Origin of the sequence: Kribbella sp. NPDC049174 (assembly GCF_043197365.1) — a bacterium.
Lineage (GTDB): Bacteria > Actinomycetota > Actinomycetes > Propionibacteriales > Kribbellaceae > Kribbella.
Genome location: NZ_JBICSZ010000011.1, coordinates 172,570 through 190,041, shown reverse-complemented (window position 1 = coordinate 190,041; position 17,472 = coordinate 172,570). Strand labels below are relative to the sequence as shown.

Below are 17,472 nucleotides of genomic sequence, written 5' to 3'. Positions count from 1 at the left end.
CGCATGAGCCAGACGTCCCGTGTTCCAGACAAGCCCACCCTCGAAGGCCTCGAGGAGAAGTGGGCTGCCGTATGGCGGGAGCAGCAGACCTACGCCTTCGACCGGACAGCCGAGCGGGCCGATGTGTACTCAATCGACACCCCGCCGCCGACCGTGTCGGGATCGCTGCACGTCGGCCACATCTTCAGCTACACCCACACCGACCTGGTCGCCCGCTACCAGCGGATGCGGGGGAAGAAGGTCTTCTACCCGATCGGCTGGGACGACAACGGCCTGCCCACCGAGCGCCGGGTGCAGAACTACTACGGCGTCCGGTGCGACCCGTCGCTGCCGTACGACCCGGACTTCACCCCCCCGGCCAAGCCGGACCCGAAGAAGCAACTCCCGATCAGCCGGCAGAACTTCGTCGACCTGTGCGGTGAGCTGACCCACATCGACGAGCAGGCGTTCGAGGCGATGTGGCGCCGGGTCGGCCTGAGCGTCGACTGGTCGTACCTCTACACCACGATCTCCGCGGACTCCCGCCGTACGTCGCAGCGCGCCTTCCTGCGCAACTTCGCCCGCGGCGAGGCGTACTTGGCCGAGGCGCCGACGATGTGGGACGTCACGTTCCAGACCGCGGTCGCACAGGCGGAACTGGAGGCCCGGAACTACCCGGGCTTCTTCCACCGCATCGCGTTCCACGCCCCGCACGGGCCGGTCTACATCGAGACCACCCGGCCGGAGCTGATCCCGGCCTGCGTCGCGCTCATCGCCCACCCGGACGACGAGCGGTACCAGGGCCTGTTCGGCAAAACGGTGAAGTCGCCGCTGTTCGGCGTCGAACTGCCGGTTCTGCCGCATGAGGCAGCCGAGCCGGACAAGGGCGCCGGTATCGCGATGTGCTGCACCTTCGGTGACCTGACCGACGTCCAGTGGTGGCGTGAGCTGCAACTGCCTGTCCGAACGGTCATCGGCCGCGACGGCCGGCTGCTGCGCGAGACCCCGGAGTGGCTGGAAGGTTCGGAGCTGTACGGCGAACTCGCCGGCAAGACGGTCTTCAGTGCGCGCGAGCTGATCGTCGAGAAGCTGCGCGAGAGCGGTGACCTGGAGGGCGAGCCGACGCCGACGCAGCGGATGGCCAACTTCTTCGAGAAGGGTGACAAGCCGCTCGAGATCGTCTCGACCCGGCAGTGGTACATCAGGAACGGCGGCCGGGACGCGGATCTCAAGCAGGAGTTCGTTGACCGGGGCAACGAGTTGTCCTGGGTCCCGGAGCACATGCGGCACCGGTACCTGAACTGGGTCGAGGGCCTCAACGGCGACTGGCTGATCTCCCGCCAGCGGTTCTTCGGCGTCCCGTTCCCGGTCTGGTACCCGATCGACGCCGAGGGCGAGCCGGACTACGAGCACCCGCTGATGCCGAGCGAGGCCGAGCTCCCGATCGACCCGACCTCGCAGGCGCCGCGCGGGTACGACGAGTCGCAGCGCGGCAAGCCGGGTGGCTTCGAGGCCGACCCCGATGTGATGGACACCTGGGCGACCTCGTCGCTCACCCCGCACATCGTCTGCGGCTGGGAACGGGACAACGACCTGTTTGCCCGCACCTTCCCGATGGACCTGAACACGCACGCCCACGAGATCATCCGGACCTGGCTGTTCTCCCGTGTCGTCCGGGCCCACTTCGAGAACGGCACGCTGCCGTGGGCGCGGTCGATGATCTCCGGCTTCGTCGTCGACCCGGACCGCAAGAAGATGTCCAAGTCCAAGGGCAACGCGGTCGTCCCGTCGGAGATCCTGGAGAAGTTCGGCTCCGACGCGGTCCGGTGGCGGGCGGCGATGGCGCGGCCGGGGCTCGACTCGCCGTTCGACGAGTCGCAGATGAAGGTCGGCCGCCGGCTGGCCATCAAGGTCCTGAACGCGTCGAAGTTCGTCCTCGGGTTCGGAGCGACGACGGTCGACCCATCCGCGGTCACCGAGCCGGTCGACCTGGCGATGCTGCAGCGGCTGCGGTCCGTGGTCGCGGACGCGACGGCGGCCTTCGACCGGTACGACTACACCGGCGCGCTCGAGGTCAGCGAGCGGTTCTTCTGGACGTTCTGCGACGACTACGTCGAGCTCGTGAAGGAGCGCGCGTACGGCGGTCAGGGTGAGGCGGCCGCTTCGTCGGCCAAGGCGGCGCTGGCTGTTGCGCTGTCGGTCCAGCTCCGGCTGCTGGCGCCGTACCTGCCGTTCGCGACCGAAGAGGTCTGGTCGTGGTGGCAGGAGGGTTCGATCCACCAGACCCGCTGGCCGGAGCCGGATGTCGACCTCGCCGTCGCGGCCCAGGAGCCCGAGGTGCTGGACGCGGTCGCCGAGGTGCTCGCGGGGATCCGCGGCGCGAAGTCGGAGGCTCAGGTCTCGATGAAGACCGAGGTCAGCAAGGTCGAGGTCAGCGGGCCGGCGGCGCGGCTGGCGCTGGCCGAGCGGGCCGAGCCCGATCTGCGCGCGGCCGGCCGAATCACCGGCGAGATCGTCTGGAGCCCGGACGACTCCGACAACGTCACCGTCGTCGCGACCCTCTGAGGTCCACGCACCACCTGGCGCCCGCCTCCTTCCGTGGAGGCGGGCGCTACTGTTTCAACTTGAACGACTACGCTGCGGAACCGGTTTTGCCCCGATATGGAACCATCAGGTCGAACCGCGCGACCGCACAGTCCCGAGGAGCCCCCGTATGAGCGACCCCACCACCCCGGACCGCCCGACCCCCAAGGCTCCCACGACTGCTGCCAGGCCGACCGTCACCAGCACGGCTGCGGCGAACAACACGCCGGCAGGCGGTGGGTCACCTGCCGACGGTGCTCGGGTCGCCGAGGAGAACGGCGCTGGGGCGACGCGCCCCACGGAGAAGCCGAAGACAGGCGAGACGGCGGCGGGTGCGGGTACGGCGGCTGGTGCGGCTAAGGCGGACTCCACCGAGAAGACGGCGGAAGTCGGTGCGGCGGCGGGTGCGGCGAAGGCGGGGTCCGCTGGAAAGACCGCGGAAGGCGGCGCGGCGGGTGTGAGCGGCACAGCAGGCGACGGCAAGGCTGCGAAGGCGAGCGAGACCGCGACGGTCGGGGGCGCGGCGGTCGGGGGCGCGGCGGCGGGGGGCAGCGCCGACAGCACGAAGATGGCTACTGATGACACCGTTGAGATTGGGAAGGTTGACGGTGGGGAGACCGCGGCGGACGGCGGAGGGCAGTCGGCTGCTGGCGAAAAGGCCACTGGGGGGAAGGCTCAGGGGGAGAAGAAGCGGCGGCGGTTTGGGATCAAGCGGGGGCCTTGGCTGACTGTTGGTGGGGTTGTGGTGGTGCTGGTTGTGCTCGCGACGCTGGGGTATGTGTGGGGGCTGGGGCCGATGAATCGGTTGAATGCGGAGCGGGGGATCACGCCGCCGGCGAAGCTCGGTGGGCTCGACCGGATCACCGATCAGGACATTCGCGACCAGCTCCAGCTGAATCAGACCCGGGAGCGGCTGAGCCAGATCAACGACGGCAAGCAGGTCACCGTCGAGGCGTACGGGAGTCTCGAGGGCGACCGCCTGTACATGCTGATCGCGCTGCGCGGGAAGGTCGACATCGACAAGACCGTCGCGGATTCCGGTGCGACACCCGAGCAGATCAAGAAGGTCGGCCAATCCACCTGCGTGGAGACCGACGGCCTGCCGACGCAGTGCTACCGCGGTTCCAACACCCTCACCGTGATCGCCCAGTCCGCCAACGAAGGTGTCACCGTCGACGCGGTGGCCCCGGTGGCCGAGGAAGCCTTCAACGCGATGAAGTGACCAGTCCTCGCCGTACGGGATGTAGGCGCGCAGTCAGCCCAGAATCCCGACGATCGCGGTCATCACCGGGATCGAGAGAAGGGTGCTGAGGAGGACCGCGCTGCGAGCCAGGGTCCGGCTGGCGCGGTAATGGACCGCGTAGACGTAGACGTTCTGCGCCGTCGGGAGAGCTGCCAGCAAGGTCGGAGCGAGCAGGGCGGGGCCGTGAAGGTCCAGGAGCCAGCGAGCGACGGCGTACGCGGCGATCGGCTGCAGCGCGGTTTTGAGCAGGACGGCCAGCACAACGTCCTTCCGCAAGGTGATGGAGCCCTTCGTCCCGGCGCTGAGGCTCAGCCCGTAGGCGATCAGGCCGACCGGGACGGCGGCCGCGGCGAGGAGGTCGATCGGCCGCATCAGCAACGTCGGCAACTGCACGTCGAGTGACGCGACCAGCAACCCGAGCAGCGACGCCACCGTCAGCGGATTCCGCAACGGCCGGGCCAGCACAGTCCGCAACGACACCCGCCGCCCGGACCCCTGCCGATCTCCATCGAGTACGGCGAACGCCACCGGCGCCATCACCAGCAACTGGAACAACACGATCGGCGCCACCAAGGCACCGTCACCGAGCACATACGCGGCCACCGGCACACCCAGGTTGCCCGCGTTCACGTACGACGACGCCAGTACGCCGATCGTCGCCTCGGACCGGGTCCGCCGCCAGATCAGCGCCGCCACCACCAGGAAGACCACCTGCACCACGAACAAGCCGGCCACGTTGGTGACGAGCACCGCCGAGAAGATCGAGTGCAGATCCGCCCGCGCCACCGTCGTGAACAACAACGCCGGCGTCGCCACGAAGAACGCCAGCCGCGACAGGACCAGCTCGTCCTGAGCCCGCAGTACGCCGGTCAGCCCGACAACGTAGCCGAGGACGGCGACCGCAACGAGCGCGACGAAGGCACCAACGACGGCTGACACAGCCGATCAGGCACTCAGCGACTTCGACACGGCCGCGATCGTATACGAAACGATGCCCGGTCACTCCTGACGACTCAGCCAGTGGACACTCCGCGAGCCCTCCCCCGCACCGGCACGAAACCGTAACCTGTCAGATGCTGACGAGACAGCGGCTAGATCCGAAAGATTCCACCATCGACGAACAGGATGGCCGGCATGACTACTTCCGCGCGACTCCCCCGCGCCGCGGTAATCGCAGCTTCCGTGCTCGCGACCGTGGCCACACTGACCGCCGTACCGACGGCGTTCGCCGACAGCAGTGCGACCGAGGCAACGGTCGCGACCGGGCAAGGGCTGCCGCTCGGCGACCAGGACCTGGCCGAGACCCGGACCAGCCGGGTGCTGGCCCAGGGCGTCACGCTGACGAAGATCGTGCGCGGTACCGAACCTGCGCCGCCCGACCAGATCAACACGACGACGCGCGGGCCGTGGGTCGTCAACGTGCTCACCATCGACCCGGCCAAGTCCAAGGGCCGGCTGAAGGCGACGTACGGGCCGGACCTGGCGAAGGTGGAGAAGACCTCGGACCTGGTCCGCACCTCTGGCGCGCTGGCGGGCGTGAACGCGTCGTTCTTCACCTTCACCGCCAGCCAGCTGTACCCGGGTGACCCGGTCGGCCTCGGCATCTTCGACGGCAAGCTGCTCAGCGAGCCGTTGACCGACCCGGCCGAGGCCAACCTGCTGATCGATGCCAACAGCAACGAAGTTCTGACCGGCCACCTGCGCTGGTCGGGTGAGGTCCGGAACCGCGACACCGGCGCGGAGCTGCCGCTGGAGTTCGTCAACCACCCGCCGGTGATCCCGACCGCGTGCTCCACGCTTCCCGACCAGACCACCTGCACCGAGCCGGGCGACGTCGTACTGTTCACCCCCGAGTTCGCCGCCGCGACCCCGGCCGGGAACGGCATCGAGGTCGTGCTGGATCGGCGCGGCTGCGTCGTACGCACCTCGACAACCCGGGGCACCAGCCTCACTCCGGCCGAGACCTCCCTGCAGGCCACCGGTAAGGACACGGTCGCCCTGCTCGCCGCAACCGCGAACGGATGCCTCACCAAGGACATCAAGGTGTCCGACCAGAGCGGCAACAAGGTCCCGCTGCGCAGCGGCCTGTACGGCGTCACCGGTCGCTACCAGCTGACGTCGGGCGGCGAGATCGTCGTACCGGACGGCACCGGAAGCTTCTTCGACCGCAACCCGCGGACGATCGCCGGTACGACGCGTGACGGAAAGATCTTGCTGGCGACGATCGACGGGCGGCAGACCACCAGCGTCGGTACGACGATGGACGAGACGGCCGCGGTCGCGAACGCACTGGGAATGCACGACGCGATCAACCTGGACGGCGGCGGGTCGACGGCGATGGCACTGCAGGACGGGACGCTGGTCAACCACCCGAGCGGAACCGGTGGAGCCGAGCGGGCCGTCGGTGACGCGATCGTCTTCGTCCCAGGTCGATAGCCACTGCTCGACGGTCGTGCGACTCTGAAGGAGTGCGACTGCGGTTGCTGCCACTGTTCCTGACCGGCCTAGGAGTGGCCGCCGGATGTGGCGGCGCGCAGTCGGACTCCGGGAGGGAGCCGGCCATGACCGCATCCAGCACCATCACGGTGACCAGCAGGGCATTCCAGGACGGCGGCAAGATCCCGAAGAAGTACAGCTGCGACGGCGACGACGTCTCGCCACCGCTGGCCTGGACTGGCCTGCCGGTGAACGCCGGCGCCGTGGCGCTGGTCGTCGACGACCCGGACGCGCCCCGCGGGACGTTCACCCATTGGGTCCTGCTCGATCTGGAGCCGGTCACCACGAGCATCACCGAAGGACAGGTGCCGGTCGGCGCCAAGCAGGCCGCCAACTCGGCGGGCAGGCCCTCATACTTTGGGCCCTGCCCGCCGAGCGGCACGCACCACTACCGGTTCACCGTCTACGCGCTCTCCGAGGCGACCGGCCTCCCCGACGGCGCCAAGCTCGACGAAGCACTCCAGGCGATCGACGCCAGGACCCTCGTCCGCGGCCGCCTCACCGGCCTCTACTCGCGCTGACCTGAACCGGCAGCTCAGTAGCCGTAGTCGGGGTCTGAGCTCGACGGGGCCTGGGTCGGGGCGGCGCCGGTCGTGGTGGCGGCACGCCAGGTGAAGGTGGTGTTGCCGAAGGCATCCTCGAGGTTGTTGCCCTTGCTCTGCCCCGGCGCGGTGTCGAGTTTGAAGGTGTAGAGCGGTTTGCCCTCGAAGGTGAGCTGACTCACGCCGTTGTCGGACCGCTTGAGGACGGCCAGCCCGTCCATCGACTTCGCCGTACTCTCGGTGCCCTCGACCGGGAACCAGAAGGCCAGGCAGCTTTCGGTGCACTTGATCGTGCCGTCGGCCTCCTGGTCGGCGAAGTACAGCGTCTTGCCGGCCGAGTCGACCAGGGTCTGGCCGACGCCGTCGACGTCCTTCACGGAGACCGCACCGCTCGCGGCCGGTGGGTTGCCCGCCTCCTGTGCCTCGCCACCGCCGCAGGCGGTCAAGGTGGCGAGCGCTGCGGTTGCTCCAAGCAACATTGTCACGATTCTCATCCGGGTAGCTCCTCTCCCGGACAAGTACGCATCCCCGGCTCGACCGGTTCAGTTGAACCTTTGACGGCTCTGCTGCGTAGTTCTTGGGTGTGGACGACGAGACGGAGATCCGCGCGCTGTACGACAGGTACCGGCGCCCGTTGTTCGGCTACGTCCTGCGTTCGGTCGGCGGAGACCACCAGTACGCCGAGGACATCGTGCAGGAGACGATGACCCGAGCCTGGGCGCACTCGGCCGAGCTCGAACCGGACCGGGCCGGTCCCTGGCTGTTCACGGTCGCGCGGAACCTGGTCATCTCCGGGCAGCGCAAGCGGGCGGCCCGGGTGACCGAAGTGGCGATCGAAGGGCGCGAGTTCCCGGCGCTCGGCGACGACATCGACCGGGTGCTGCAGGCGTGGCAGGTGGTCGAGGTCATGCGCGGGTTGAGTCAGGATCACCGGCAGGTGATCATCGAGCTGTTCTACCGGCGACGCTCCGTCGCGGAGGCGGCCACCGTCCTGGGGATCCCACCCGGAACGGTGAAGTCGAGGAGTTACTACGCGCTGCACGCGTTGCGCGCCGCCCTGGAGGAACGAGGAGTGACGGGCTCATGACGTGTCCGGAGACCATTGCGATCGGAGCGTACGTCCTCGGCGCCCTGGACACCGCGGAACGCCGCGCGACCGAGCAACACCTGACCACGTGCGAGTCCTGCCGCGAGGCCCTCCTCCAGTTCGCCCACCTTCCCGGACTGCTCCACGCCGTACCTCTCGACGACATCCAGCCGGAGGAGCTCGAGCCCACCCCACCGCTCCAGCTGCCGGTACGACGTACGCCCCGGCGGACTCTGCTCGCAGCCGCAGCGGTCGTCATCCTGGCGGTCGCGGGCCTCCTCGGCTGGCAAGCTCTGGACAACGCACCACAACAAGCGTCAGCACCACAACAGTCTTCGGTCACCTGGACGGCAACCCAGGGCATCGACGTAGCAGCCAAGATGACCAGTCAGCCCTGGGGCACGGACATCCAATTGACGATGGCCAAACTGAGCGCCGGCGAACACTGCAGTCTCGTCGTGCATGGGACGGACGGGACCACGGAGACCGCCGGGTGGTGGGCGACGACGAGCACCTACCAGGCTGACGTGCCGGCCAGTACGTCGATCCCGTTCAGCGACATCGACCGCCTCGAAGTGGTGACGGCCGACGGCGCCGTACTGAGCACGCTGACGCCGCAGAGCAGGTGAGTTACTCTCTTGCAATGATTGCAATAGTGGTCGTGGCGGTGTTCTTCGCCGGGATGGGACTGTTCGGGCTCGCCGCACCGGCCGTGCTGGTGCGGCCGTTCGGCATCCAGGCGACCGGGCCGCACGCCCGGACCGAGGTGCGGGCCGTGTACGGCGGTTTCGGACTCGCGATCGCCGCACTGCTGGTGGTCGCGGCGATCGACGAGGGGATCCGCCGGGGTGCGGTGATCGCGGTCGCGGTCGCGTTGGCCGGGATGGCGGCCGGCCGGTTGGTCGGGCGAGTGTTCGACCGGCCGGCCGCCTTCTATCCGATCTGGTTCTACTTCTGGGTCGAGGTCGTCCTTGCCGCGGTCCTGTGGTTCGCAGTGAGCTGATTCACCAACTGTTGTTGGAGATGTCCTGGCCCAGATAGATCTGGTCGTAGGTGTTGCCGTCGTTGTCGTCGGTGTAGGCGACGGCCACTTGGGCGAAGGGCGAGACCGCGACCGTCATCTGTTCCTGCCGGCCGTCGGGGAGTGAGTTGAGCTGCTGAGCGGACAGCCGACCTGTGTCGGTCCCGTCGATGCCGAAGCCGCGGACCCAGACGTTGAGGTCGGTGGCCTGGACCGTCCAGCCGACGACCGTCTGGGACTGGTCGTCGATACCGATCGACGGTGACTTGCCGCCGGCGGCGACCTGGACGTCGGCGAACCGGGCGGCACCGGTCGCGGTGAAGGTCCGCGTCCACGCACCCGCCGTACCGGTGTGGTCGGACTCCCAGGCGGCCGCGAAGTCGCCGTTGAAGTTGGCCGTCACCGACGGATGTGTCTGCTGGCCACCGGTGTTGGAGTTGGCGACTCGGCGCGACAGCGTGGCCGCACCGTTGGTCCGACCCAGCCGGATCAGCCCGATCTCGTACGACGAGTTGGCGTCGCCGTCGTCGTCCCACACCACGACTGCGTCACCGGAGGCGGACACCGCAACGTCCGGGTTGTGGTGCTGCCCGGTCGTGGTCGATGCGGTGACTTCCCAGGCCCGCGTCGTCGGACCGGTGTACCCGGCCGCCTTCACGGTGGCCGGCGTACCGGTCTGGATGTCCTCCCACACCACGGTGAACGCGACCGCACCACCAGCCGGCGCACCGTCCGGGTCGACACCCACCCGCGGGTTGATCTGCTGACCGGTCGCGCTGCTGTTGGCACTACCTGACGCAGTGACCGTGCCCGCGGTGTTCACCACGCGATAGGGGATGTTGTAGAAGCCGTTGCCGTCCGGGTCGTCCGCCCACACCACAACGGCGTTGCCCTTGTCGTCCAGCCCGACATCCGGGTGCAGATGCCGCCAGGTGGTCACCCCACTGCTGCCTCCGGCGGAGAGCTTCACCTCGTAGAGCGCCGTACCGTTGCGGAACGTCCGCAGGTAGATGTCGCTGTGCACATTGTCGGTCGCGTTGTCCGTGTCTCGGTCGTCCTCCCACACCACGGCGACATAGCCGTTGCGGTTGGTAGCGATCGCCGGTGCGTCCTGGTCCCCCGTCGACACGCTGTTGGCCGTCGACCAGGTCGGTGTGGCGATGTGGGCCTGGGCGGCCGGAGCAGTGAGCACGAGGGAGGACGCCACGACCGTGGCTGCGACTGTGAGTGTGGCCAGTGTCTTCTTCATGTCTCCCTCACACCGCCTGCAGGCCGGGCTGGCCCTCTTGGATCACGAACGACTTCACCGTCGACGCCGCAACGCCGTGTTCGGACACCTTCGCGACGGCCCGGAAGTCGGCCCGCAGCTGGGTCGGGCTGATCGTCGTACGGACGTAACCGCGCCGGTTGTTGTAGAACTTCAGCCACGGGTTGGTGGCGACGTCCGGGATCGTGGTGGACCCGTCGCCGTCGCCGCTGGAGCTGACCGAGCTGGTGACGAGCTCACTGCCGATGGTGGCCGAGCTCGCGTTGTTGTAGTCGGCCTTCAGATCGCTGGCCCAGGCACGGTGCACGTCACCGGTGAGTACGACGGGATTGCGTGTCCCGCGAGCGACCCAACCCTGCTGGATCCGGGCCCGGGAGGCGCGGTAGCCGTCCCACGAGTCCATGCTCCCGGCACCGGACGAGTTGAAGCGGCGGGCGAAGAACACCTGCTGACCGATGATGTCCCACGTGCCGTAGTGCTGGGCCAGACCGTCGAGCAGCCAGGTCTCCTGGGCATTGCCGGGCAGACTGCGCGACGCCAGGTCCGCATCGGAGCAGACCTGCCAGCCGTCGCCACAGGCCTGGTCGTTGCGGTACTGCCGGGTGTCGAGCATGTGGAAGGTGGCAAGGTTCCCCCACCGCAGCCGCCGGTACAGCGGGATGCTGTTGCCGCTGTTCGCCTGTGCGGGCCGCAGCGGCATGTTCTCGTAGTACGCCTGGTACGCCGCCGTCCGACGAGCCGTCCACTGTGCAGTGGTGAGTGACGGCGTACTGTCCGCCCGCACCATGTTCGCGTAGTTGTTCTCCACCTCATGGTCGTCCGTGACGACGATCCACGGCGCGACCGCGTGTGCGGCCTGCAGGTCCGGGTCGGACTTGTACTGCGCGAAGCGCCGACGGTAGTCCGCGAGTGTCACGATCTCGGTGGCACCTGCGTGCGTACGGGTTCGGCCGGCCACAGCGCCGTACTCGTAGATGTAGTCGCCCAGGTGCAGGATCACGCCCGGGTTGTCCTCGGCCATCCGGCGATAGACGGTGTAGTACCCCTCCTCGTAGTGCGCGCAGGAGGTGAATGCCATGACCAGGTCTCGCCCGGCTGCACCGAGGGCTGGAGTGGTACGAGTCCGGCCGACGGGTGAGAGGTGGCCCTGCGCGCGGAAGCGGTAGAAGTAGTCCGAGTCGGGATTGAGGCCGCCGGCAACGACGTGCACCGAGTGGGCGCTCGCGTAGCGCGCGGTGACCGAGCCCGACGCGACCAGCGTGCTGAACGTGTCGGTGGTGGAGACCTGCCAGTCGACGGTCACGTCGGCGTTCGCCATCCCGCCCTGACCGTCGGCGTTGAGGGGCGATGGCGCCAGCCGGGTCCACAGCACAACGCTGTTGGCGTCCGGTTCACCGGACGCGATCCCCAACTGGAACGGGTACGGGACTGCAGCGGTCGCCGCGATCACAGCCGAACGGACCGGGAGAGCGCTGACACCGGCGGCGGCAAGCCCACCGAAGACAAGGGTTCTGCGACTGATTGGGCTCATGAGCCTCACCTTCACTACTACTCAGGGCGGGGGTTCCCCGGACGGATGAAGCTTGAGGAGCCATCCGGAGAACCTTGAGAGTGCGTGGCGCTTGATACCCATAGTGAGACAATTTGTGTAACTTTCCTACCGTTCACTGCTGCCTAGTTGAGGGCAAGGACGAGCAGAATCGCGGCAGGAACGCCTTCCAGCAAGGTGTTCAACCAGAGCCTCCGCTCGGTGAAGACCAGGACGACAGCCAGGAACACGTGCTGTGCCGCGGTGAAGATGATCAGCGCCTCGCCCTGCGGCACGTGATCGGTCTGCACGAGTACGACGCCCGCCAGCAGAGCCACCGCGGTCGTCAGGTTGTAGAACCCCAGGTTCACCGTCCAGAGCCGGACCGCGTCGTAGTCGGCGGGTTCGGTGCGAAAGAGCGGATACAGCCGCGGCTGGCGGTAGAGGAAGGACTCCATCACCCAGACCATGATCAGCATCGCCGCGATCACCACCGCCAGCACCTGGGCCGCCGTACTCATGGCGTGACCCCGGCGAGCGTGACCCCGTGCCGGCTCGAGATCTCCCCCAGCGCGGCGAAATCAGTCGGATCCGCGGTGGCCAGGTCGGCGAAGAACTCGCCCATCTTGCCGGTCTGACTGACGGTGAGGAACTTCGCCGACGGCGTCAGGACCGAGAACGTGTTGACCGTTCCGGCCGGGATGCTGATCGACGCTCCGGGTCCGAGGTCGTAGCCCTGGTCGCCGGCCTGGACCAGGATCCGGCCCTGCAGCACGTAGAACGCCTTGCTCCAGGACTCGCTGTGTGGCGGCGCGGCCGGTCCGCGGGGTGCGTCGATCTCGAAGATCTCGTACTGCGCGCCGGTGTGCTCGCTGCCGACCTTGACCGTGACAGTCGCGTCCGGAGCGGCGTACTCCGCGCCCGTGCCGGCTGTGCTCAGGTGCACCGATTCCGTCATGACGACCTCCCCTAAGAGTTGTTGCCCTGACCGTAGGAAGCGCCGGCCGGCGGATCCATCCCGTTCGGCTGGGCTCCTCGCGACGGCGGAATCCCCACATTTCGGGGATAGGCGGGCGGTTGGCCGCGGCGCATACTGAGGCCATGTGGGAGGGCCGGGCGCGGGCCGCGCGGCGGGACATCGCGGCACTGGCGACGTCGGGACTGGGCGTCGCGGACCTGCACGCCGCCGCGATCGAGGTGCTCGAGCAGGTGATCGGCGACGATCTGACCTGCTGGGCGGCGATGGATCCCGGCACGCTGGTGGTTAGTTCGATGACCAGCGGCCGGGTGCGGATCGCACCGGAGTACGAACCGCGACTGGCCGAGACGGAGTATTCCGCGAACAACCCGAACTCGTTCGCCTCGCTGGCCCGTCGGCAGTACCCGGTGGCCCGGCTGTCCGACCTGCCTTACCGGGAGGTCGTCGGGTGTCGCCGGCTGAACGAAGTGTGGCGGCCCCTCGGGATCGAGCACGAGCTGCGGGCCGCCTTCACCGTCGACGGGGACTGCTGGGGTGCGGCCGGATTCATCCGGGGCGGGACAGACTTCACCGATCGCGAGGTGGAGTTCCTCTGGTCGGTGGCGCCGGCGATCGGCGCGGCGACGCGAGTGGCGGTGCGCACCGATGCCCATGGGTATCGCGGCGGGGTCGGACCGTCGATCGTGGTGACCGGGCCGGGTGGTGAGCCGCGCGCGATCACCCCGGCCGCGCGCGACTGGCAGGACGCGCTGAACGAGATCGCGCCCGGGCGGTTCAACGTGTTGCTTCGGGCTGTCGTGACCGGCACGCAGGCAGCGGCCAATGGGACGTTCCAGGCGCGGATCCAAACCGCAACCGGCGGCTGGGTGGTCCTACAGGGCAGCCGGTTGATCAGCGACGACGACCAATCAGAGGTCGTGGTGACGATCGAGCCGGCGTCCGGCCATCACCTGGTCGGCATGCTGCTGGCGGCGTACGGGCTGACCACCCGGGAGCGAGAGATCTGCCTCGAGGTGATCTCCGGGCACACCACCGCGGAGATCGCCGACCGGTTGTCGATCTCGCCGCACACCATCCAGGACCACCTGAAGGCGGCCTTCGCCAAGGTCGGCGTCCGCAGCCGGGGCGAGCTGGTGGCGACGCTTCGCCCGGACGACCTCACGTACCGCTGACCGCCAACTGCTTGCGATAGGCACCGGGTGCGATACCGAAGTCGCGCTTGAACGCCTTCGCGAAGGCGAACTCCGACGTGTACCCGATCTCCTTGGCGACGGTCGCGAGCGGGCGATCGTGATCGCGCAGAAGTCGCGCGGCCGTCGTCATCCGCCAGCGGGAGAGGTAGGTCAGCGGTGGTTCACCGACGGCCTCCGTGAACCGGCGCGCGAACGCGGCCCGGGACAGACCGACCTCCGCGGCCAGATCGGCGACAGTCCAGGTCGCACCGGGCTGCGCATGGATCAGCTCGAGCGAGCGTGCGACCGCGGTGTCGGTCAACGCGCGCGACCAGCCGCTCTCGGTCGGGCATCGTCGGTCTTCCAGCCAGGCGCGCAGGATCAACACCAACAGGGCGTCGACGAGCGGCGGTACGACGGCCGCCGCGCCCGGCCGGTTGGCGTCGAGCTCCTCCCCGAGAACGCCGATCGTGGTGTGCAGAGTCCGATGCCGCCCGGGATCGGCCGGCACGTGGACGACATCCGGCAGGTTGCTCAGCACGGGATGGGGACGCTGCCGATCAAGCCGGTACGTCCCGCACAGCAACAGCGAACGGGCTCCCTCGCCGTCCCCCGGCTGCTCGATCGAGGGATCGAAGTCCACCAGCGGTGAATCAGGATGGTCCGCGAGCGAGTGCTCGAGGCCACGCGGCAGCAGCACCGCGTCACCCGGCCCCATCGCGATCGGCGCGCCGCCATCGGGCGGCAGGAGCCAGGAACTCCCCTGCAGGACCAGGTGGAACGTCGCACCCGGGGATTCGGTGAACCGCAGCCCCCACGGACCGCGTACGTCGGTCCGGCCGGAGGTCGCCGGCCCGGAGCGCATCGCGGTGACGACGTCGGCAAGAACATCCATGCTCTGCATCATACGCCAGCCTGCAAAGACGATCGGACATAAAACAGCGCTGAATGGACATAGAACCGCTCCCGCTGCCTGCCTACGCTCGGTGATGCACACCCCCAAGACCTGGAGAACAGATGAGCATCGTCGTCACCGCCGCCACCAGCCAGCTCGGTCAACTCGTCATCGACGAGCTCCTCGAGCGCGTCCCGGCCGACCAGGTCGTCGCCGTCGCCCGGGACGCCGGGAAGGCCGCTGGCCTCGGGGCCCGTGGCGTCGAGATCCGGATCGCCGACTACAACGACCCGGCCGCGCTCGCGCAGGCCTTCCAGTCGGGCGACACCGTCCTGCTGATCTCCGGGCTCGAGCCCAACCGCGCCGACCAGCACCAGTCCGTGATCGACGCCGCCAAGGCTGCCGGCGTCGCCCGGCTCGCCTACACCGGCGTACTCGGTGGGCCGGAGGCAGACTTCGACCTGGCCGCCGACCACAAGGCGACCGAGCAGGCGATCCTCGACTCCGGCCTGCCGTACACCTTCCTGCGCAACGGTTGGTACAACGAGGTCTACACCGCTCAGCTGGCCGTCCAGCTCGAGCACGGCGTCGTCGGGAGCGCCGGCGACGGGCGGATCGGCTCGGCTTCCCGCCGCGATTTCGCTGCCGCCGCGGCCGTCGTACTGACAGGTGATGGTCATGAGAAGAAGGCGTACGAGCTGAACGGCGACACCTCCTGGTCGCTGGCCGAGTACGCCGCCGAGCTGTCGAAGCAGTCCGGGAAGGACGTTGCCTACAACAACGTTCCGGCCGAGGTGCATGTCGGCATCCTCACCGGCGCCGGGGTTCCGGCGCAGTTCGCCCCGATTCTGGTCGATGTCGACAACGCCATCGAGCGCGGCCTGCTGGCCGGCCGCGGCAGCGACCTCAGCCGCCTGATCGGCCGCCCGACCACCCCGATCGCCGACTCGATCGCCGCCGCCCTCCAGCAGTAGAGGCCGGTACGACGGACGGGCGCCCGTCGCCGTACGTCAGTCGCACGTCGCACCAGCGTCAAAGACCGGGCCCGAGTCGACGGGACGGCCCACCCGGGCCCGGTCAGTCCGACGTGCGGATCCAGTACTACTGGTCCGCCCCGGTTGTTACGGGGTGCTGTCCCCGGTGATCAGCGCCATCGCGAGTTCGGGGCCGAACTGTCCGGCGGGGCGATCGGACGTGCCGCAGTCGCCGTCGGAGTCACCCGGGACCTTCACCCACAGCAGCATCTCCGCGCCACCACCCACTTGTGCGGGCACACCGAGCTTGCGGTCCGGCGGGTTGCACCAGTTGCCTTCCGATCCCTTGCCGTTGCGGCTGGTGTCGACCACGAACGGCTTGGCCGAACCGAGGTGGCTGTTGAGCGCCGCCGCATAGTCGATGGATTGCTGGGTGTAGTAGTAGTTCGACACGTTCACGGCGAACCCATGAGCGTTCGCGACACCGACTTCACTCAGCCACCCAGCGAGCTTCGCGACACCGATGCTGTCGCCCCACCCCTTGTTCGCGGCATCGAGGTAGGTGTACGTGTTTGGCGCGAAGTCCTTGAACTGCTGGAGCGCGAACGTCAGCATCTCCTTGCGGTCCGCCCACTCCAGCTCGGTCATGCACTCGCGGTCCGCGATCGAATCCGGCTCGATGATCACGACGGCCGGACGGCTGCCGATCGCGGCGGCGAAGGTCGTGATCCATTCCTTGTAGGCCGCTACAGTCCCCGCGCCGCCGCCGGAGTGACCACCGCAGGCGTCGCGCCCCGGGATGTTGTAGGCCACCAGCAGCGGCAGTTTGTCCGCGGCGTCGGCAGGGCCGACGTGCTTGTTCACCGCGTCGGCGATGTTCGCGTTCCAGTTGCCGAACCAGCGGGCCATCGGCTTCGAGGCGATCGCCGCGTTGATCGTTGTCGCCGTCTCGCCCGGGTGCTTGTCCACCCAGTCCTTCGGGTTCGAGAACGGGTCGACGTAGAAGCCGTTGGTCATCGACACCGGGTTGCCGGCCGCGTTGCCGAAGTTGTCGATCAGGGAGACGTTGTCGAACCAGACGGTGTAGCCGGCAGCGTGACCGCCGAGCTGGAAGGTCAGCTCAGCCTGTGCGGTCTCCAGCGAGCCGGTGAAACCGAAGGCGAAGCGCTGCGGCGTCGTACCGACGGTGAAGGTCCGCTCGAGGGTCGACGGGTACGGCGCGGTGTTCACCTGCACCGTTGTCCGGATCGCGCGGGTCGCGGTGGCGCGGGCGTCGAAGGACAAGATGTAGCGGTGGCCCTGGTGGATCGGGAAGGCGGGGACCTTCTGGCCGAGCATCGCGTCCCACCGGTTCGCGGTGCCGCCGGGGACGACGGATTTGAGTTGGCCGGCGTCGATGCTGATCGGGGCGTTGTTGCTCCACCAGTTCGTCGTACCGCCGGCGAAGGTGCCGTTCTTGACGAGCTCCGTGGCCGCGCTGGCGCCGGGTGCCGTGGTCGGTACGACCACCCCGAGGGCGAGCGCGGCCGCCAGCAGGCCGCGGGAGATCCATCTCATGAGTGCCGCTCTCCTGTCTGGTGACGTGGGCGGAAGACAGTCCGGGAGCGCTTTCAATCTGATCCGCTTCAGAGCGGCGTCACCAGGCATGACGTGCCGACCCCGGCGCCGCACGTCAAGGCCGCGATTCAGGGTTAGTCAGTTTCGAT

17 protein-coding genes are annotated in these 17,472 nt (G+C 68.4%); 9 read left to right on the top strand and 8 right to left on the bottom strand.

Features of this window, described 5'->3' with window-relative positions:
• Positions 1-3 precede the first annotated feature (3 nt).
• Positions 4-2,544 carry a valine--tRNA ligase gene (valS, locus tag ACGFIF_RS38795; RefSeq protein WP_393161815.1) on the top strand — a complete coding sequence of 847 codons (2,541 nt, stop codon included), beginning with the start codon at positions 4-6 and terminating at the stop codon, positions 2,542-2,544.
• A gap of 148 nt (positions 2,545-2,692) precedes the next feature.
• The gene (locus ACGFIF_RS38790) at positions 2,693-3,784 is read left to right on the top strand and encodes a hypothetical protein (protein ID WP_393161813.1); all 1,092 of its coding nucleotides are present in this window, start codon (positions 2,693-2,695) and stop codon (positions 3,782-3,784) included.
• 33 nt (positions 3,785-3,817) lie between these two features.
• Here ACGFIF_RS38790 and ACGFIF_RS38785 read toward each other — a convergent pair whose 3' ends face one another.
• Positions 3,818-4,744: an AEC family transporter gene (locus tag ACGFIF_RS38785; protein WP_393161811.1), complete on the bottom strand. Its 927-nt coding sequence runs from the start codon at positions 4,742-4,744 to the stop codon at positions 3,818-3,820.
• A 195-nt stretch (positions 4,745-4,939) separates the two neighbouring features.
• On the opposite strand from ACGFIF_RS38785, the gene ACGFIF_RS38780 reads away from it, so the two are divergent.
• On the top strand, positions 4,940-6,241 hold the full coding sequence (locus ACGFIF_RS38780) for a phosphodiester glycosidase family protein (protein ID WP_393161809.1): 1,302 nt from the start codon (positions 4,940-4,942) through the stop codon (positions 6,239-6,241).
• Between the two features lie 125 nt (positions 6,242-6,366).
• Entirely contained in the window at positions 6,367-6,822 is a 456-nt protein-coding gene (locus ACGFIF_RS38775) for a YbhB/YbcL family Raf kinase inhibitor-like protein (RefSeq protein WP_393161807.1), read from the top strand.
• A gap of 14 nt (positions 6,823-6,836) precedes the next feature.
• Here the strand turns inward: ACGFIF_RS38775 and ACGFIF_RS38770 are convergent, their stop codons facing one another.
• Positions 6,837-7,337, bottom strand: coding sequence for a hypothetical protein (locus ACGFIF_RS38770; RefSeq protein ID WP_393161805.1), 501 nt, complete (start codon positions 7,335-7,337; stop codon positions 6,837-6,839).
• 89 nt (positions 7,338-7,426) lie between these two features.
• Between ACGFIF_RS38770 and ACGFIF_RS38765 the strand changes: the two genes are divergently transcribed.
• The 3 genes from ACGFIF_RS38765 to ACGFIF_RS38755 are packed head-to-tail and all read left to right on the top strand — an operon-like array spanning position 7,427 to position 8,933.
• The gene (locus tag ACGFIF_RS38765) at positions 7,427-7,930 is read left to right on the top strand and encodes a sigma-70 family RNA polymerase sigma factor (RefSeq protein ID WP_393161803.1); all 504 of its coding nucleotides are present in this window, start codon (positions 7,427-7,429) and stop codon (positions 7,928-7,930) included.
• Positions 7,927-8,559: an anti-sigma factor family protein gene (locus ACGFIF_RS38760; protein ID WP_393161801.1), complete on the top strand. Its 633-nt coding sequence runs from the start codon at positions 7,927-7,929 to the stop codon at positions 8,557-8,559. Before ACGFIF_RS38765 ends, ACGFIF_RS38760 begins: the two co-directional genes overlap by 4 nt.
• A gap of 14 nt (positions 8,560-8,573) precedes the next feature.
• The gene (locus tag ACGFIF_RS38755; RefSeq protein WP_393161799.1) at positions 8,574-8,933 is read left to right on the top strand and encodes a DUF4345 family protein; all 360 of its coding nucleotides are present in this window, start codon (positions 8,574-8,576) and stop codon (positions 8,931-8,933) included.
• A 1-nt stretch (position 8,934) separates the two neighbouring features.
• Here the strand turns inward: ACGFIF_RS38755 and ACGFIF_RS38750 are convergent, their stop codons facing one another.
• The 4 genes from ACGFIF_RS38750 to ACGFIF_RS38735 all read right to left on the bottom strand — a co-directional run bounded on the left by ACGFIF_RS38750 (position 8,935) and on the right by ACGFIF_RS38735 (position 12,704).
• A complete protein-coding gene (locus ACGFIF_RS38750; protein ID WP_393161797.1) occupies positions 8,935-10,200 on the bottom strand; it encodes a hypothetical protein in 1,266 nt (421 codons plus the stop codon).
• A gap of 7 nt (positions 10,201-10,207) precedes the next feature.
• Positions 10,208-11,749, bottom strand: a complete 1,542-nt coding sequence (locus tag ACGFIF_RS38745; RefSeq protein WP_393161795.1) for an alkaline phosphatase D family protein — start codon at positions 11,747-11,749, stop codon at positions 10,208-10,210.
• Positions 11,750-11,892: 143 nt separating this feature from the next.
• Positions 11,893-12,267, bottom strand: a complete 375-nt coding sequence (locus ACGFIF_RS38740; RefSeq protein WP_393161793.1) for a DUF1304 family protein — start codon at positions 12,265-12,267, stop codon at positions 11,893-11,895.
• Positions 12,264-12,704, bottom strand: a complete 441-nt coding sequence (locus ACGFIF_RS38735) for a cupin domain-containing protein (protein ID WP_393161791.1) — start codon at positions 12,702-12,704, stop codon at positions 12,264-12,266. Before ACGFIF_RS38735 ends, ACGFIF_RS38740 begins: the two co-directional genes overlap by 4 nt.
• Positions 12,705-12,847: 143 nt before the next feature.
• Here ACGFIF_RS38735 and ACGFIF_RS38730 point away from each other — a divergent pair, with 143 nt between their 5' ends.
• The gene (locus tag ACGFIF_RS38730) at positions 12,848-13,897 is read left to right on the top strand and encodes a helix-turn-helix transcriptional regulator (protein ID WP_393161788.1); all 1,050 of its coding nucleotides are present in this window, start codon (positions 12,848-12,850) and stop codon (positions 13,895-13,897) included.
• On the opposite strand, the gene ACGFIF_RS38725 is transcribed toward ACGFIF_RS38730, so the two are convergent.
• Positions 13,884-14,792 carry an AraC family transcriptional regulator gene (locus ACGFIF_RS38725; RefSeq protein WP_393161786.1) on the bottom strand — a complete coding sequence of 303 codons (909 nt, stop codon included), beginning with the start codon at positions 14,790-14,792 and terminating at the stop codon, positions 13,884-13,886. The genes ACGFIF_RS38730 and ACGFIF_RS38725 overlap by 14 nt on opposite strands.
• 122 nt (positions 14,793-14,914) lie before the next feature.
• Here ACGFIF_RS38725 and ACGFIF_RS38720 point away from each other — a divergent pair, with 122 nt between their 5' ends.
• Positions 14,915-15,766 carry an SDR family oxidoreductase gene (locus tag ACGFIF_RS38720; protein WP_393161784.1) on the top strand — a complete coding sequence of 284 codons (852 nt, stop codon included), beginning with the start codon at positions 14,915-14,917 and terminating at the stop codon, positions 15,764-15,766.
• A 147-nt stretch (positions 15,767-15,913) separates the two neighbouring features.
• Here ACGFIF_RS38720 and ACGFIF_RS38715 read toward each other — a convergent pair whose 3' ends face one another.
• On the bottom strand, positions 15,914-17,323 hold the full coding sequence (locus ACGFIF_RS38715) for a glycoside hydrolase family 6 protein (protein ID WP_393161782.1): 1,410 nt from the start codon (positions 17,321-17,323) through the stop codon (positions 15,914-15,916).
• Positions 17,324-17,472: the final 149 nt, after the last annotated feature.

Bases quoted from the DNA above. Each gene is read 5' to 3' on its own strand.
- valS (WP_393161815.1), top strand. From the start codon at position 4: ATGAGCCAGACGTCCCGTGTTCCAGACAAGCCCACCCTCGAAGGCCTC.
- ACGFIF_RS38790 (WP_393161813.1), top strand. From the start codon at position 2,693: ATGAGCGACCCCACCACCCCGGACCGCCCGACCCCCAAGGCTCCCACG.
- ACGFIF_RS38780 (WP_393161809.1), top strand. From the start codon at position 4,940: ATGACTACTTCCGCGCGACTCCCCCGCGCCGCGGTAATCGCAGCTTCC.
- ACGFIF_RS38775 (WP_393161807.1), top strand. From the start codon at position 6,367: ATGACCGCATCCAGCACCATCACGGTGACCAGCAGGGCATTCCAGGAC.
- ACGFIF_RS38770 (WP_393161805.1), bottom strand. From the start codon at position 7,337: ATGAGAATCGTGACAATGTTGCTTGGAGCAACCGCAGCGCTCGCCACC.
- ACGFIF_RS38760 (WP_393161801.1), top strand. From the start codon at position 7,927: ATGACGTGTCCGGAGACCATTGCGATCGGAGCGTACGTCCTCGGCGCC.
- ACGFIF_RS38755 (WP_393161799.1), top strand. From the start codon at position 8,574: ATGATTGCAATAGTGGTCGTGGCGGTGTTCTTCGCCGGGATGGGACTG.
- ACGFIF_RS38750 (WP_393161797.1), bottom strand. From the start codon at position 10,200: ATGAAGAAGACACTGGCCACACTCACAGTCGCAGCCACGGTCGTGGCG.
- ACGFIF_RS38745 (WP_393161795.1), bottom strand. From the start codon at position 11,749: ATGAGCCCAATCAGTCGCAGAACCCTTGTCTTCGGTGGGCTTGCCGCC.
- ACGFIF_RS38740 (WP_393161793.1), bottom strand. From the start codon at position 12,267: ATGAGTACGGCGGCCCAGGTGCTGGCGGTGGTGATCGCGGCGATGCTG.
- ACGFIF_RS38735 (WP_393161791.1), bottom strand. From the start codon at position 12,704: ATGACGGAATCGGTGCACCTGAGCACAGCCGGCACGGGCGCGGAGTAC.
- ACGFIF_RS38730 (WP_393161788.1), top strand. From the start codon at position 12,848: ATGTGGGAGGGCCGGGCGCGGGCCGCGCGGCGGGACATCGCGGCACTG.
- ACGFIF_RS38725 (WP_393161786.1), bottom strand. From the start codon at position 14,792: ATGGATGTTCTTGCCGACGTCGTCACCGCGATGCGCTCCGGGCCGGCG.
- ACGFIF_RS38720 (WP_393161784.1), top strand. From the start codon at position 14,915: ATGAGCATCGTCGTCACCGCCGCCACCAGCCAGCTCGGTCAACTCGTC.
- ACGFIF_RS38715 (WP_393161782.1), bottom strand. From the start codon at position 17,323: ATGAGATGGATCTCCCGCGGCCTGCTGGCGGCCGCGCTCGCCCTCGGG.